Genomic DNA, 13,492 nt, shown 5'->3' with positions numbered 1-13,492 from the left:
CGCCCGCCTACTCTCGTCCGAGGCCATGGACACGAGCAGGCGGGCGTACAGAACTTTGCGAGTTATGCGGAGCCGGTATCGGCGTACGACGTGGGAGCCGCGAGGGCATCGTCGATGCGGTACTTCTCAGCCGCCTCGGCCGCCTTGGACTTGTCGATCTCGCCCGACGTTGCGAGTGCAGACAACACCGCGACGACGATGGACTCGGCGTCGACGTTGAACACTCGTCGTGCTGCAGGACGGGTATCGGAGAACCCGAACCCATCGGTCCCGAGCGTGACGTAATCGCCTGGAACCCACTGACGGATCTGGTCTGGGACCGCACGCATCCAATCCGACGCGGCCACAACGGGACCAGCAGCGTTCGAGAGTGCCTGCGTGATGTACGGAACCCGCTTCTCGGCCCCTGGATCGCGCAGCGCATCCTTTTCCGACTCGACACCGTCGCGGCGCAGTTCACCCCACGAGGTGACCGACCAGACACCCGAGCGGACGTGCCATTCGGATTCGAGTAGTTCGCGGGCCTTGCGGGCCGCGACGATTCCGACACCCGACGCGAGGATCTGCGCCTCCGGCCCTTCACCCTCCTGCGGCTTCTCGAACAGGTAGATGCCCTTGAGCAACCCGTCGACATCGAGGTCCTCGGGCTGGGCCGGCTGCTGGTACGGCTCGTTGTACAGGGTGATGTAGTAGAAGATGTTCTCGCCGCCGAAGCCCGGCCGCAACTCACCGTCCGGCCCCTTTGTCCCGCCGTACATCCGGCGCAAGCCGTCTTTGACGATGTGCGCGATCTCGTAGGCGAACGCTGGATCGTAGGAGACCGCTGCCGGGTTGGTCGACGCCAGCAGCAGGGAGTGGCCATCCGCGTGCTGCAGCCCCTCACCGGTCAACGTAGTGCGTCCTGCGGTAGCACCCAGAACGAAACCGCGGGCCATCTGATCCGCTGCTGCCCACAGGCCGTCTCCGGTGCGCTGGAAGCCGAACATGGAGTAGAAGATGTACAGCGGGATCATCACCTCGCCGTGCGTCGCGTACGACGTTCCGACGGCGGTGAACGACGCCGTAGAACCGGCCTCGTTGATTCCTTCGTGCAGGATCTGTCCGATCGAGCTCTCCTTGTAGGCGAGCATGAGTTCGGAGTCCACCGATGTGTAGAGCTGACCGTTCCGGTTGTAGATCTTCAGCGACGGGAACCACGAATCCATGCCGAAGGTGCGGGCCTCGTCGGGGATGATCGGCACGATTCGGTGGCCGATTTCCTTGTCGCGTAGAAGTTCCTTCATCACACGCACGAGCGCCATAGTGGTCGCAATTTCTTGCTTGCCGGAGCCCTTGAGCAGCGTTGCGTAGGTCTTGTCCGCGGGCTGCGGTAGCGGAGCTGGACTAACCCGACGTTCCGGAACGAATCCACCGAGTGTCTTGCGCCGATCGAGCATGTACGCAATCTCTGGTGAATCATTGCCGGGGTGGTAGTACGGCGGCATGTACGGATCCTTCTCGAGCTCCTCGTCGGAGATCGGGATACGTTGCAGGTCGCGGAATGTCTTGAGATCGTCGAGGGTGAGCTTCTTCATCTGGTGCGTCGCGTTGCGGCCCTCGAAGAGCTTGCCGAGCGTGTAGCCCTTGATAGTGTGCGCCAGGATGACCGTCGGCTGGCCTTTGTGCGCCATAGCAGCGGCATACGCTGCGTGGACCTTGCGGTAGTCGTGGCCACCGCGCTTGAGATTCCAGATCTCGGCGTCGGTCAGATCCTTGACCAGTTCCTTGGTGCGAGGGTCGCGTCCGAAGAAATGGTCGCGAACATAGCCACCGTCGTTGGCCTTGTACGTCTGAAAATCGCCGTCGGGTGTGGTGTTCATCAGGTTGACCAACGCGCCGTCGCGATCTGCATGCAGCAACGCATCCCACTCGCGGCCCCAAACGACCTTGATGACATTCCAGCCCGCGCCGCGGAAGAAGGACTCCAGTTCCTGGATGATCTTCCCGTTTCCGCGGACGGGGCCGTCGAGGCGCTGCAGATTGCAGTTCACCACGAACGTCAGATTGTCAAGGCCCTCCGTCGCGGCTACGTGCGCCAGACCGCGCGACTCGGGCTCATCCATCTCGCCGTCGCCCAGGAATGCCCACACATGCTGGTCGGAGGTGTCCTTGATCTTGCGATCTTCCAAGTAGTGATTGAAGCGTGCCTGGTAGATGGCGTTCATGGGCCCGAGGCCCATCGACACCGTCGGGAATTCCCAGAAGTCCTGCATCAAGCGCGGATGCGGGTACGACGGCAGACCGCCGCCGGAATCGCTGTGGCTGTATTCCTGACGGAAGCCGTCCATGCGCTCGGCCGGAATGCGTCCTTCGAGGAATGCGCGGGCATAGATGCCGGGGGAGGCGTGGCCCTGAATGAATATGTGGTCGCCACCGCCCGGGTGATCCTTGCCACGGAAGAAGTGGTTGAACCCGACCTCGTACAACGCTGCCGACGACGCATACGTGGAGATGTGTCCGCCCACGCCGACGCCGGGGCGCTGCGCGCGGTGCACCATGATCGCGGCGTTCCAGCGGATCCAGGCGCGGTAGCGGCGTTCGACCTCTTCGTCGCCGGGGAACCAGGGCTCGTTCTCGGTAGGAATGGTGTTGACGTAGTCCGTGGAAGTCAGTGACGGCAGCGCGACCCGCCGTTCACCAGCCCGCTCCAGCAGTCGCAGCATCAAGTACCGGGCGCGGGACGGGCCCGACCGCTCCAGCAGGCCGTCGAAGGACTCGATCCATTCGTTGGTCTCGTCACTGTCGATGTCGGGTAGATAAGACGCGACACCCTCACGGATGACGCGTACCCGACCGTCCGAGCCTGTAGGCGCGGGTGTCTTGCCGGCAGCTTGTGTGTTCTGCCGGTCGTCCTGGTTCAACTCGGACAACGTGTGTACTCCTCAATGTGGCGGTCGCTCGGTGTGGCAACCGTTCCAGGCCTTTCGCCTTCTGTGACGGCGATCGACATTCCTCATTCCGGTGATTCTCATCAATCCTCCTACACATCTTCGAGGCAGGTAAAGGAGAGTCCCAATACCCACCAGTAGAAATTTATCTACGCAATTTCGGCGCGGTCAGCTTGCGGATGCGGCGCAAACCCTGTTCGCTTGCACTACTTCACCCACTATGCAAGGAGGTCACCACCGTGGTCGCCGCGGCGGACGCTCAGAACTACGCTCAGAAACTTGGTATCACTCGCGACTTGGTCGTTCAGGAACTGGGCTGGGACGAGGACACTTACGACGATCTGCGTGCGGATGTCGAGGACACCATTGGTGGTGAGACCCTCGACGAGGACTCCGACGAGGTGATCGACGTAGTGCTGCTGTGGTGGCGCGACGGCGACGGTGACCTTGTCGACGCCCTCATGGACGCGATCGGACCTCTCTCGGACGATGGTTTCGTCTGGGTACTCAGTCCTAAAACCGGACTCCCGGGACACGTCGAACCGAGTGAAATCGCCGAATCGGCACCGACCGCAGGGTTGACGCAGACTTCGGCGGCCAACCTCGGAGACTGGATCGGTAGCCGACTGGTTCAGCCTAAGACGCGGGCAACCAAGCGGTAGTGCCCGAGAACAGGAATCCGATTCGATGCCACTCGAGGTAGGCGCACAGGCGCCGGACTTCACACTCAAAGACCAGAACAATCAGGAAGTGAGCTTGTCGTCGTATCGCGGCGTCAAGAACGTCCTTCTGGTCTTCTATCCGCTAGCTTTCACCGGCACCTGCCAGGGTGAGCTGTGCAAGGTGCGCGACGAACTGCCCAAGTTCGAAAACGATGACACCGCAATCCTTGCAATATCGGTTGGGCCGCCTCCGACGCACAAAATTTGGGCAGCAGAACAGGGCTACACCTTCCCGCTTCTGTCCGATTTCTGGCCACATGGTGCCGTGGCGCAGGCGTACGGCGTCTTCAACGAGAAAGCCGGCTTCGCCAACCGGGGAACGTTCGTCGTCGACAAATCGGGCACTGTCCGGTTCGCCGAGATGAATCAACCCGGCGAAGCTCGGGATCCGTCTGCGTGGAACGAAGCATTGTCCGTTCTGGACACGTAGACGAACTTCGCCTCTTGTGAGTGGGAGTGCGCCCCACGGGACGCATTTTCACTCACAAGCAAGGCGTTGACATGCGGAATTGGAGAATTCGCTCAGACACGATAAATTTCTCCAAGCGTCACAAACGGCCTCGGCCCAAATGTGACTCGGGCGTATAGCTCAGCGGTAGAGCTCTGGTTTTACACACCAGCGGTCGGGGGTTCGAACCCCTCTGCGCCCACCATCTACTCGGATTGTGCCGAGCCTCGCATCCACTTCACGTTCTGCGTCGGCGGGTGCGTCGACTCGGTACCGATCAGATCGCAGGCGTATCTGCGATCTGATCGGCCAGTTTTGCCCCGGATCGAATGAAACCGCGATGGCCGAGCGTCGAGTACGAAGAATCTCGGGACAACAATGCCGAAGCGAACGTTTCGATCTGGGCGATCAGCGCAACTGCAATGATGCTGGCTTCCGCTGCGGGTAGCTTCTCGCGTGTTCTCTTGGCCGCCCGCGCGAGGATCGGAATCAGCGAGCCGCTGTTGTCGCGTCGGATCGCCTCCACCTGCTGGCTCGCGCCCCTGGACTGTACGAAGTAGACGAGTGCGCGCGTTCGATTCTGATCCAGCCACGTCATGAACGGTTCGACGAGGGCACCCATACTGGCCGCCGGTAGGACGTCCTCGGTTGCGATGCGTTCGATTTCGGCGACGTAGCCGGTGGAGAACTCGCGAAGCCCTTCGAGCAGGATCTCCTCGCGGGAGGGGTAGTGGTAGTAGATCGCAGCCGAGGTCATATCGGCGGCAGCCGCGATGTCGACAACGGTCACGTCGTCGACCGGACCTGATGCGAAGAGTTCGAACGCCGCCTCGACGATGACTCCACGACGGGAAGGACGATGCGCAGGACGCCTCACTGTTGCCGACATTCACTCTCCTGGGACTCGGGTCATGCAAGACTAGTGCTTCGACTTACGGGGGTGAGGGAAGCGTTGATCGAGCAGGGGGCGAAGCAACACATGGAGAAGAAGTCACCGCACCGGCCATCTCGCAGAGAAGATATCGTCGACGCTGCCATTCGCGTCTTCGCTGCGAAGAGTTTTGCGGACGCCAGTGTTCAGGATGTTGCCGACGAGGCGGATGTAGTGCCATCGGCCGTGTACTACCACTTCGCGGGCAAGGACGAATTGTTCGAACTGGCGATGCGTCGGGTGCTGGACATGGTCGACGAAGTTGTGGCAGGTGTTCGGGCAGAGGAGGATCCCGACTCCGACCCGTCACTCGAAGCGATGATCGTCGCAGTCTGGCACTGGGTGGAGGCTCATCCGAACGAGTCGCGGTTGGTGCATTGTCAGATGCCGGGCGCGACGTCGGGGGCGGCAGCTGTCCGTCGAGAGTTCGAGGACCAGCACATTCAGCAGGCCTTCAAGTACCTGTCGCCGAGTCCGGTACCCGCCAGCAAACGCGCTGCAGCGATCGAGCATGCATCGCACTCGTTGTCGACGAGATCGCTCATCGAACTACTGATGACGGTTCACACATTGCGCATGGACGGCGGTCCGCTGAGTAAGCATCCATCGAAGAGTCTTTTGCGCGCACTGGTTGCAGTGTCGACGCGGATCGTGTTCGCCGGCTGAGGGTTCGGTCGATTGCCCTCAGCGATCTCGAAGATGCAACTTCTCGTAACGCGCCCGCTCGTCGTCGAGGGCAGCCCGCTTACGGTCGCTCTTCAGATCCGCAGGTAGGCCGTGCAGCTGAAGTCTTCTGCCGCGGTTGAGATCCATGAACGCGACTGTGTAGAACAGTGCGAGCAGAACGGACAGCAAGACCATGGACCCGCGGAGCCACAGTGCGCCAGGAAACAGCACGAGGAATCCGACGAAGATGGGCACGAATGGAATCATCGAACGAAGGAGGTGGCGCGACACAGCGCCTTTGCCGACCAAGTCGTTCTTCACCCAGTCCTGCATCGACAGATGTAGACGCTTGCCCGCGACGTAACCGAGCCACTGCACGAAATTCGGCTTGGTGGCGGCCGGTCGATTCTCGTTGCTTCGAAAAGCCGGTGATGTCACGACAATGCTCCCGCTGTGATGGCAGCCCGGTTGATTCGTCCGAGCACTCGGTGAAGTTCTTCCAGTTCGGCGATGTCGACCCCCAGCTTCGCCACGACGGCGGGTGGAATCGCGACCGCTTCATCTCGCAGGGCGAGACCGGATTCGGTAAGGCGGATTTCTAGTTGGCGCTCATCGCTGCTGCTGCGGGTCCTCGAGATGAGGCCGTTGGCTTCGAGTCTTTTGAGCAGTGGTGAGAGCGTGGGTGAATCGAGTGAGAGTGCGGCGCCGATGGATTTCACGGACATCGGTGACTCACCCCAAAGGGCAAGCATCACCAGGTACTGCGGATGGGTTAGACCCATCGGTTCGAGAAGTGGGCGATACACCGACAGCACCGCGCGGTTCGCCACAGCCAATGCGAAACACACTTGGCGGTCGAGCGCGAGGGGATCGTCGTCGGCGGTTGGCACGAATCGAGTGTACGCGAATAGTTCGCACACTAAGTACTTGGTTCTGACTGCTTGTGCTTCAGACGCGTAAGGCGGCCAGTGCTCTACCCAGATCGGTCCCAGACCTCCACGCACTCTCGACGCGAGGCGGACCGGTTGAACTCCACTGATCACCAGCGAAACCGATTGTGCGGCCTCCGGATTCGATGATGGAGTAGGTGCTCGCATGGTGGTCGGCAGGTTTGCCGAAGGACCACCTATGTGCGTGAGTCCATATCGGTGCAGGAGCGTCGAGCAGTTCCCGTAGGGCCTTCAACACCGGTTCGACAGCACTTTCGGGGTTCTGCAGATGCGCTCGCGCACACTCGGGCGTCGTGTGGGCGACGAGCACCGGTGCGCCGTCGCCGCGTCGAGCACCGTCGTCGGCGACGAATTGAATGTCAGGGTGCTCGTTGACGAACGCCGCGTCCCGAAACGGCAATGTCAACGATTCGAAACCGAGGACGACCGCGATAACGGGGTCGTAGTCGACGGCGTCGGGAACAGGAGCGAGCCGTCCGGCCTGCGGATCGGGCATCGCGAGCACGACGTCGCCCTCGGGAAGTTCGGTGATGTCTTCGTGGTCCACATCGATGCCGTCGAGAAGTGCACGGACCAGGGACCTGAGCCCGTTCGGTGTCGCCCACCGTGTGGGCCCGGCACTGGTGCCGGGGTCTTCACCGGGGACGAGCACTCCGAACGCGTCGGTCCACGGTCGGGCCGAACCGGCAATGTCCCAGCGGTCTACGACGGCGGCGAACTCCGGGTCACGAACCGTGAAGTAGCCGGCCCCGACGTCGATCCGACGGCCGTGCAGTAGCGGGGAAGCCATTCGTCCACCGACAGCGCGACCGCGCTCGACGAGACGAAACGGCACCTCGGCGGCTCGAAGAACTGCGGCACACGCAGCGCCTGCCATACCGGCTCCGACAATGGTGACAACGTCCGATGAAGGGCTCACGCCATCAGCGTAGGCGTCGAAGACGGCACCTTGTCGAGTGCGCGATGTTCCATCATGGGGCGGGGTGTGAGATTGCTTCTACCCCAAACTCTTTCAGGTCTGGACCTCAGTACGCGCGGCGGTACAGCTCGGCGATGTCGTCGGTGGTGGGCACCACCGGGTTGTTCGACGGGGAGCCCGAAGCCAGTGCCTGCTCCGCCATGAGCGGGATGAGTTCCTCCCAGCGTGAGATGTCGATTCCATAGGTGCTTGGGGTGGGAACCTCGACGGTTGCGCAGAGGGTATCGATGAAGTCGATGAGCTTCGCCGATGCGATCTCGTCGGAGTCGGAACGTTCTGCGGTACCGAGCTGGCGTGCGCAATCGGCATATCGATCACGCGCGCCAGGGATGGAGAACTTGGTGACTGCAGGCAGAAGCATGGCGTTGGAAAGACCGTGTGCCACATGGAAATGTGCACCGATAGGCCTGCTCATGCCGTGCACCAGGCAGACGCTTGCATTCGAGAACGCCATACCTGCCTGTGTCGAGGCGTGCATCATCGCCTCTCTGGCCTCGCGGTCGGACCCGTCACGATAAGCCCTCAACAGGAAGAGGCCGATCGACTTCATCGCGGACAGTGCGAGTCCGTCGGAGATCGGGTTTGCCTTCTTGCTGACGTAGGCCTCGATGGCATGTGTCAATGCATCGATACCCGTATCCGCCGTCAGGCGTGGAGGCATCGACATCGTGAGTTCCGAGTCCACGATCGACGCGATCGGCAGAAACGACAATCCCGGGCACAGCATCTTCTCGTCGGTCGCGAGATCGGTGATGATGGTGAATTGGGTTGCTTCCGAACCGCTTCCCGCGGTCGTGGGGATGGCGATGATGGGAAGTGCCGGACCTGCGTAGGTGCGCGGGGCCTTGTACTCGCGCATCGCACCGCCCTGCCCGGCCAGCACCGCCAGCGCTTTGGCTGTGTCCATCGGACTGCCGCCACCGAACCCGATGACGACGTCGGCGTTGTGTTCCTTCACCGCGTCGACGCCGGCCTGCAACGAGTCGGTCGTGGGATCGGGGACCGTCTCGGAGAAGAGTGCCACCTTCTTGCCCGCCGCCTCGATGATGCGCATCAGTCGCTCGGCTGAACCGTTGCCGACCATGAATGCGTCGGTGACGAGTAGCGGACGTTCGACGTTCAGGTCCACTAGAACCGACCCGAGTTCCTCGACGGCGCCGGGGCCGAGCTTCAGAAACCTCGGAAACGAGATGTGGGCAACCATGGTTCGACTCCTCTCATCGGCACAAGAGCGCAACTGACTGCACACTACTGTCCGGTTTCGACTGGATCCCGCCGTTTCGGCCCTGTTGTGTGCAGTGAGGTGCAGGATCCGGAACCGTACAGTGGGGCGGGTGGATATCGGTCGGTGGCGCAGCAGGCTCCCGGTGACACGTCCGTCCGACGGCGAGCTCGTGGGATGGACGTTGTCGGAGAACTACGACGAATACTCCGTCGATGCTGTCAATCCGGTCGGACATGTCGTTGCGACCGGACTGCATGTGCTCGATGCCGCCGAAGTCCTCGTCACGGAGGGGCTCGCGTCGCTGTCGGTGCCCTGTTGGGCGTTCGCGCCGATACCGATTTCACGTGAGACCGACCTGCGTAGCCCCGAACCGTCCTGGCAGTGGCGCCGGATGGTGCTGGTCCAGCTGGATGACACTCGCGTGTGGATTCGGCCGGGATATCCAAGCTGGGAAGAGCGTCGCGTCGAACTCCCGATCGTCATTCCAGCAGATGATGTGCTGGTGACAGATCCGCCCGACGGGCACGAATGACGCACGGCACTTCCTCGCCTACGGTGAGGGAATGACTGTGGAAGATTTCGGTGGACGTCGTACTGTCGCAGCGGAAGAGCTGCTCGTCCAGGTCGGCGATTATTCGCTCGTGGACGAAGCGGGGGAGTCGCGAGGGCGCATCGAGTCGGTCGGCCAGGAGGGTTTGTCGGTCGTCGTGACCGTCTCCGACGGTGGTGAACCGGTGACCTCGACGTTCGAACCGGAGGCGATGGTGACGATCGAGCCTTACGACGGCGGCAAGGCCCCTGTCGTTCCCTGAGTTGGGCCGGATTCCGGCGGGTTTGCCGTTGCTGCATTCAGGCGCTTCTGCGCTCGACGACGCTGCCCCCGGACGACCACGAACGTCAAGAGTGCGAACAGCACGATCGCGACGACTGCACCGACCAGGCTCGCGCCTCGGAATCCGGGAGCTTCGGTGTCGAGAGTTCTCTCACCTGCGTGGGAAGCATTGTTGCCGCCGAGAACGATCGAGAGCGTCAGCAGGTTCGGAATGGCAGTCGCGACGGCCAGGACGAGGGCGATGATGGCGATGACTTTGCCGCCCCGGCGCTTGCGGACGGCCCATGCGACGGTGAACAACAGTAATGGCACCAAGGTGCAGAGAGTGCCGAACGTCAAGCCCCAGAAAATACTTTTGCTGAACGCCTGATCCGAAAGATTCCCGACGCGGATGCTCCACCATCTCGGCAGGAACGCGGCGAGGATGAAGTACGCAATCACCAACGCCAGCACGCCTACCGCTATGAGGATGCTCTTCTTGGCCCAACTCGGCATCCCGGGCTTTGTCGTCGTGGTGGTGGGGGTCGTGCCTTCGGCAGTCATACCGTCGATTCTAAGGGAGCACATGCTGGGCGACCGGCTGGATGCTTCCCACGACTGTTTTTCTCGAAGTGGACTCCGGCAGAGGTACGCGAAGTGCTGCTCACTCCGACCCGCCCACTGCGCCGGCCCGGCTGCTGGCTCGCTACCGTCGAGGCATGAACTGTCGAGTCGTGAAGGGTGGCGCGAGGGACCCCCGATCACGTGCCGCGGGGCTGATACTCGGGCTCGCCCTCGACCGGGTGCTGGGGGATCCACGAAGGTTGCACCCTGTTGCAGGCTTCGGCCGGATCGCGGGACGGCTCGAATCGAATACCTATCGGGATTCGAAGTCGGCAGGTGTCGTTCACACGGCGACGCTGGCGGGAGGCACCATCGGATTGGGCGTGCTGGCAGCGTCGTTCGCGCGTCGACGCGGCGTCGTTGCCGACACCGCGATGACCGCCGCCGCCGCCTGGGTAGCGCTCGGCGGGACGTCCCTGTCCCGCACAGGATCACAGATGGCCCGTCACCTCGAGGCAAGCGACCTCGACTCTGCACGTGCGTTGCTTCCATCGCTCTGTGGCCGAGATCCGAGTGTGCTCGACACCGACGGGCTGGCACGGGCATCGTTGGAATCTATTGCCGAGAACACTTCCGACGCTACGGTCGGTGTCATGTTCTGGGGCGCTGTGGCCGGTGTGCCCGGCATTCTCGGGTACCGGGCGATCAATACGTTGGACGCGATGATCGGGTACCGCAATACGAGGTACCTGCGCTTCGGTTGGTTCGCCGCACGCCTCGATGATGCAGTGAATCTCATCCCGGCTCGACTGGCCGGTATTTCGACTGTGATTGCAGCACCCTTGGTTGGCGGTCGATCGACGGAGTCGTTGCGTGCCTGGCGCCGTGACGCCTCACGGCACCCGAGCCCCAATGCCGGTGTGGCCGAAGCAACTGCTGCGGGTGCACTCGGAGTCAGCCTCGGGGGCCGCACCGAGTACGCGCACGGCGTGGAGATACGGCCAACCCTCGGTCACGGACGTGCTCCGACGCCGAGCGATCTGGATAGAGCGGCAACGCTGTCCCTCATCGTGCAGATCGGGACGACCGTGGTGTCAGCTGTTCTTGCCGTAGCGATCGGCCAAGCGAACATCGTTAGGCGATCGATTCGTTGACTCCGTCTTCGCCTTCGACTTCGAACGTCGTTCTTTACGTGTGGGCAACGTGAATTCGGGTTCCTCGTCCTGCCTGCGCGCCGATGGTGTGTCCGCGGGGGGATCGGTCGAGTCGACTGAAGACGATGCTGTGTCGAGGATGTCCTGCTGCTTGGACTTGCGTCGTTCACGCCACTCGGCACGGGCGAAGTAAGCGAGCCCGAGTGGTGCCATGATGCCGAACGCGAGCCATTGCAGTCCGTAGGACAAGTACGGCCCCGACTCGGTCTGCGGGAGCTCGATGAGCCCTAGACCACCGGGTTGAGCGTCGTCGAGTTGCAAATATCCGTCGACGGCATCGACGCCGACGGCCGTTCCGATCTGTTCTGGATTGATATTGTAGACCTGCAGACGCCCGGCTTCCTCGATCGGCTCACGTGAGGTGCCCTCGGCCTGACGAAGTCGAGCGTCGAGAGTCAGCTCCCCGGTAGGCGGGGGATCGATGGGTGGAGGCTGCGTTCCCTGCACAGGTAGGACGTATCCGCGATTGACGAGGACGACCGGCCCATCCTGGAGTTGAAACGGTGTGATGACTTCGTATGCAGGCTGCTCACGGATGCTGCGTAGACGAACCAGCGCTTCCTTGTCCTGAAGATACGAACCCGTGGCGACCACTCGCCGCCACTCGTCGTCCGAGGAGAATCCGGTCGAGCCCAGAACTTCGGAAATGTCGACGGGCTCGGCATTCACCGACTGGTCGATCAGCTCGTTTCGTTGTGTCGTCGCGGTGTTCTTGCCCAGCTGCCATGGGGCGAGGACCGAAAAGCAGAAGTAGGCGAACATGGCAACTACAGCTGCCAGCGCCAACCAACCTGGACGGAGCAGAAATCTGAACCTTCGCACGCCTCTAGGTTAGCCTCAGCGACCAACCATGCCACTCACGCCGGCTCAGAGGCGTCCGGTCACCCAACGCACGAGTCCGGGCATAGCCGCCTCGATCTGCTCGCGAATCTCGACGAAAGCATCGTCGGAGGAGTAATAGGGGTCTGCGACGGACTTCGACTTCGCATCCTCGTCGAACGATCGCAACAGGGAGATTCGGTCTGCGGGAGCGCCGAGTTGCAGCAGCGCCTCGGCGTGGCCGGTGTCCAAGGCGACGATGAGATCGGCCGTCAGATGGTCGTCTCCGACCTGAGCGGCCTCATGATCGCTCTCGTAGCCATGCGCTTGTAGTTCGGCGACGGTTCGCCGATCAGCCCCTTCGCCCTCGTGCCAGCCGTCGATCCCAGCACTGGACACCCGGACGGATTCTTCGAGTCCCGCCTCCCGGAGATGCCCGGCGAACACCTTCTCGGCCATCGGAGATCGACAGATGTTGCCGGTGCAGACGAATGTCACGTGGAGCGTGCGTCGATCGACCGCGCTATTCGGTGTTGTCATCGAGCACCTTTGCGAGCTCGTCCATCGTTGTCACGATGAACGAGCTGTCATCGTCCTCGCCTTCGATGCCGTAACCCCACTCGACGTAGACCGTCGGAATGCCGAACCGAGCCGCACCGTGAACATCGTGGTCCCGATCGCCGACCATCAGAACGCCGGAGGTTCCGCCGTCGGCTACTTCCTTGGGAATGAGACCGAGATTGCGCAGCGAATGTGCGATCACATCGGGCTTCGATCTGCGTGCACCGTCGTTACTCGCTCCACCGATGAACTCAAAGTACTCCGACAGGCCGAAGTGGTCCAGAATGCGGTGCGCGAACCGTTCCGACTTCGATGTGGCTACGCCCAACCGGACGCCGCGAGCCTTCAATTCTGCCAAAACCGGCTCGATACCGTCGAAGACCGAGTTCTCGGCCCAGCCCTGTGCGTCGTAACGCTCGAAGTAGGCGGCGAGCGCCCGCTGTGCCACGTCCTCGGCAAGCCCCATCGTCCGGAACGAATCGAGCAGCGGCGGACCGATGACCAGAGCCAGCTGCTTCTCCGTCGGTTCGGGCGCTCCGACGGTGGCCAGCGAGTGGCGGAATCCGGCCAGAATCCCGGGTGCAGAATCGGTGAGGGTTCCGTCGAGATCGAAGAGCACGACCTGGGCACGTGTAGTCGGTGGGTCGAGCTTTGTCATGACGAAAACCATATCGG

General features: G+C 62.2%; 16 protein-coding genes and 1 tRNA gene. 7 read left to right on the top strand and 10 right to left on the bottom strand.

Annotation, left to right across the window (positions count from 1 at the left end):
• Positions 1-62: 62 nt before the first annotated feature.
• The gene (gene aceE / locus BJI47_RS22020) at positions 63-2,819 is read right to left on the bottom strand and encodes a pyruvate dehydrogenase (acetyl-transferring), homodimeric type (RefSeq protein WP_254900768.1); all 2,757 of its coding nucleotides are present in this window, start codon (positions 2,817-2,819) and stop codon (positions 63-65) included.
• Between the two features lie 347 nt (positions 2,820-3,166).
• Between aceE and BJI47_RS22015 the strand changes: the two genes are divergently transcribed.
• The 3 genes from BJI47_RS22015 (at position 3,167) to BJI47_RS22005 (ending at position 4,302) form a co-directional block, all read left to right on the top strand.
• Complete coding sequence (locus BJI47_RS22015) at positions 3,167-3,589, top strand: DUF3052 domain-containing protein (RefSeq protein ID WP_084346699.1); 423 nt, start codon at positions 3,167-3,169, stop codon at positions 3,587-3,589.
• A 25-nt stretch (positions 3,590-3,614) separates the two neighbouring features.
• Positions 3,615-4,079, top strand: coding sequence for a peroxiredoxin (locus BJI47_RS22010; RefSeq protein ID WP_088945688.1), 465 nt, complete (start codon positions 3,615-3,617; stop codon positions 4,077-4,079).
• A 148-nt stretch (positions 4,080-4,227) separates the two neighbouring features.
• Positions 4,228-4,302, top strand: a tRNA-Val gene (locus BJI47_RS22005).
• A 72-nt stretch (positions 4,303-4,374) separates the two neighbouring features.
• On the opposite strand, the gene BJI47_RS22000 is transcribed toward BJI47_RS22005, so the two are convergent.
• Positions 4,375-4,986, bottom strand: a complete 612-nt coding sequence (locus tag BJI47_RS22000) for a TetR/AcrR family transcriptional regulator (protein ID WP_088945687.1) — start codon at positions 4,984-4,986, stop codon at positions 4,375-4,377.
• A gap of 51 nt (positions 4,987-5,037) precedes the next feature.
• Between BJI47_RS22000 and BJI47_RS21995 the strand changes: the two genes are divergently transcribed.
• A complete protein-coding gene (locus tag BJI47_RS21995) occupies positions 5,038-5,694 on the top strand; it encodes a TetR/AcrR family transcriptional regulator (RefSeq protein WP_254900743.1) in 657 nt (218 codons plus the stop codon).
• 18 nt (positions 5,695-5,712) lie between these two features.
• Here the strand turns inward: BJI47_RS21995 and BJI47_RS21990 are convergent, their stop codons facing one another.
• The 4 genes from BJI47_RS21990 to BJI47_RS21975 form a co-directional block, all read right to left on the bottom strand.
• Positions 5,713-6,132, bottom strand: a complete 420-nt coding sequence (locus tag BJI47_RS21990) for a DUF5313 family protein (RefSeq protein ID WP_088945686.1) — start codon at positions 6,130-6,132, stop codon at positions 5,713-5,715.
• Positions 6,129-6,584, bottom strand: a complete 456-nt coding sequence (locus tag BJI47_RS21985; protein ID WP_088945909.1) for a MarR family winged helix-turn-helix transcriptional regulator — start codon at positions 6,582-6,584, stop codon at positions 6,129-6,131. Before BJI47_RS21985 ends, BJI47_RS21990 begins: the two co-directional genes overlap by 4 nt.
• Positions 6,585-6,642: 58 nt before the next feature.
• On the bottom strand, positions 6,643-7,563 hold the full coding sequence (locus BJI47_RS21980) for an NAD(P)-binding protein (RefSeq protein ID WP_254900742.1): 921 nt from the start codon (positions 7,561-7,563) through the stop codon (positions 6,643-6,645).
• Between the two features lie 106 nt (positions 7,564-7,669).
• A complete protein-coding gene (locus BJI47_RS21975) occupies positions 7,670-8,827 on the bottom strand; it encodes an iron-containing alcohol dehydrogenase (RefSeq protein ID WP_088945685.1) in 1,158 nt (385 codons plus the stop codon).
• 130 nt (positions 8,828-8,957) lie between these two features.
• Here BJI47_RS21975 and BJI47_RS21970 point away from each other — a divergent pair, with 130 nt between their 5' ends.
• A complete protein-coding gene (locus tag BJI47_RS21970; RefSeq protein ID WP_254900741.1) occupies positions 8,958-9,380 on the top strand; it encodes a hypothetical protein in 423 nt (140 codons plus the stop codon).
• Positions 9,381-9,411: 31 nt separating this feature from the next.
• A complete protein-coding gene (locus tag BJI47_RS21965) occupies positions 9,412-9,660 on the top strand; it encodes a hypothetical protein (RefSeq protein WP_088945683.1) in 249 nt (82 codons plus the stop codon).
• Here BJI47_RS21965 and BJI47_RS21960 read toward each other — a convergent pair.
• Positions 9,627-10,223, bottom strand: a complete 597-nt coding sequence (locus BJI47_RS21960; RefSeq protein WP_254900740.1) for a permease — start codon at positions 10,221-10,223, stop codon at positions 9,627-9,629. The two genes, BJI47_RS21965 and BJI47_RS21960, sit on opposite strands and share 34 nt — an antisense overlap.
• 155 nt (positions 10,224-10,378) lie before the next feature.
• On the opposite strand from BJI47_RS21960, the gene BJI47_RS21955 reads away from it, so the two are divergent.
• A complete protein-coding gene (locus BJI47_RS21955) occupies positions 10,379-11,377 on the top strand; it encodes a cobalamin biosynthesis protein (protein WP_088945907.1) in 999 nt (332 codons plus the stop codon).
• Here the strand turns inward: BJI47_RS21955 and BJI47_RS21950 are convergent.
• The 3 genes from BJI47_RS21950 to BJI47_RS21940 are packed head-to-tail and all read right to left on the bottom strand — an operon-like array spanning position 11,318 to position 13,475.
• Positions 11,318-12,259, bottom strand: coding sequence for an SURF1 family protein (locus BJI47_RS21950; protein WP_088945682.1), 942 nt, complete (start codon positions 12,257-12,259; stop codon positions 11,318-11,320). The two genes, BJI47_RS21955 and BJI47_RS21950, sit on opposite strands and share 60 nt — an antisense overlap.
• Positions 12,260-12,304: 45 nt before the next feature.
• On the bottom strand, positions 12,305-12,796 hold the full coding sequence (locus BJI47_RS21945) for a low molecular weight protein-tyrosine-phosphatase (protein WP_176225000.1): 492 nt from the start codon (positions 12,794-12,796) through the stop codon (positions 12,305-12,307).
• On the bottom strand, positions 12,780-13,475 hold the full coding sequence (locus tag BJI47_RS21940; RefSeq protein ID WP_088945906.1) for an HAD-IA family hydrolase: 696 nt from the start codon (positions 13,473-13,475) through the stop codon (positions 12,780-12,782). The genes BJI47_RS21945 and BJI47_RS21940 overlap by 17 nt, the downstream gene beginning before the upstream one ends.
• Positions 13,476-13,492: the final 17 nt, after the last annotated feature.

Origin of the sequence: Rhodococcus sp. 1168 (assembly GCF_002091955.1) — a bacterium.
Classification (GTDB): domain Bacteria; phylum Actinomycetota; class Actinomycetes; order Mycobacteriales; family Mycobacteriaceae; genus Rhodococcoides.
This window is presented reverse-complemented; position numbering and strand designations above follow the sequence as displayed.

Bases quoted from the DNA above. Each gene is read 5' to 3' on its own strand.
- BJI47_RS21945 (WP_176225000.1), bottom strand. From the start codon at position 12,796: ATGACAACACCGAATAGCGCGGTCGATCGACGCACGCTCCACGTGACA.
- BJI47_RS21960 (WP_254900740.1), bottom strand. From the start codon at position 10,223: ATGACTGCCGAAGGCACGACCCCCACCACCACGACGACAAAGCCCGGG.
- BJI47_RS21975 (WP_088945685.1), bottom strand. From the start codon at position 8,827: ATGGTTGCCCACATCTCGTTTCCGAGGTTTCTGAAGCTCGGCCCCGGC.
- BJI47_RS21965 (WP_088945683.1), top strand. From the start codon at position 9,412: ATGACTGTGGAAGATTTCGGTGGACGTCGTACTGTCGCAGCGGAAGAG.
- BJI47_RS22000 (WP_088945687.1), bottom strand. From the start codon at position 4,986: ATGTCGGCAACAGTGAGGCGTCCTGCGCATCGTCCTTCCCGTCGTGGA.
- BJI47_RS21940 (WP_088945906.1), bottom strand. From the start codon at position 13,475: ATGACAAAGCTCGACCCACCGACTACACGTGCCCAGGTCGTGCTCTTC.
- BJI47_RS22010 (WP_088945688.1), top strand. From the start codon at position 3,615: ATGCCACTCGAGGTAGGCGCACAGGCGCCGGACTTCACACTCAAAGAC.
- BJI47_RS21955 (WP_088945907.1), top strand. From the start codon at position 10,379: ATGAACTGTCGAGTCGTGAAGGGTGGCGCGAGGGACCCCCGATCACGT.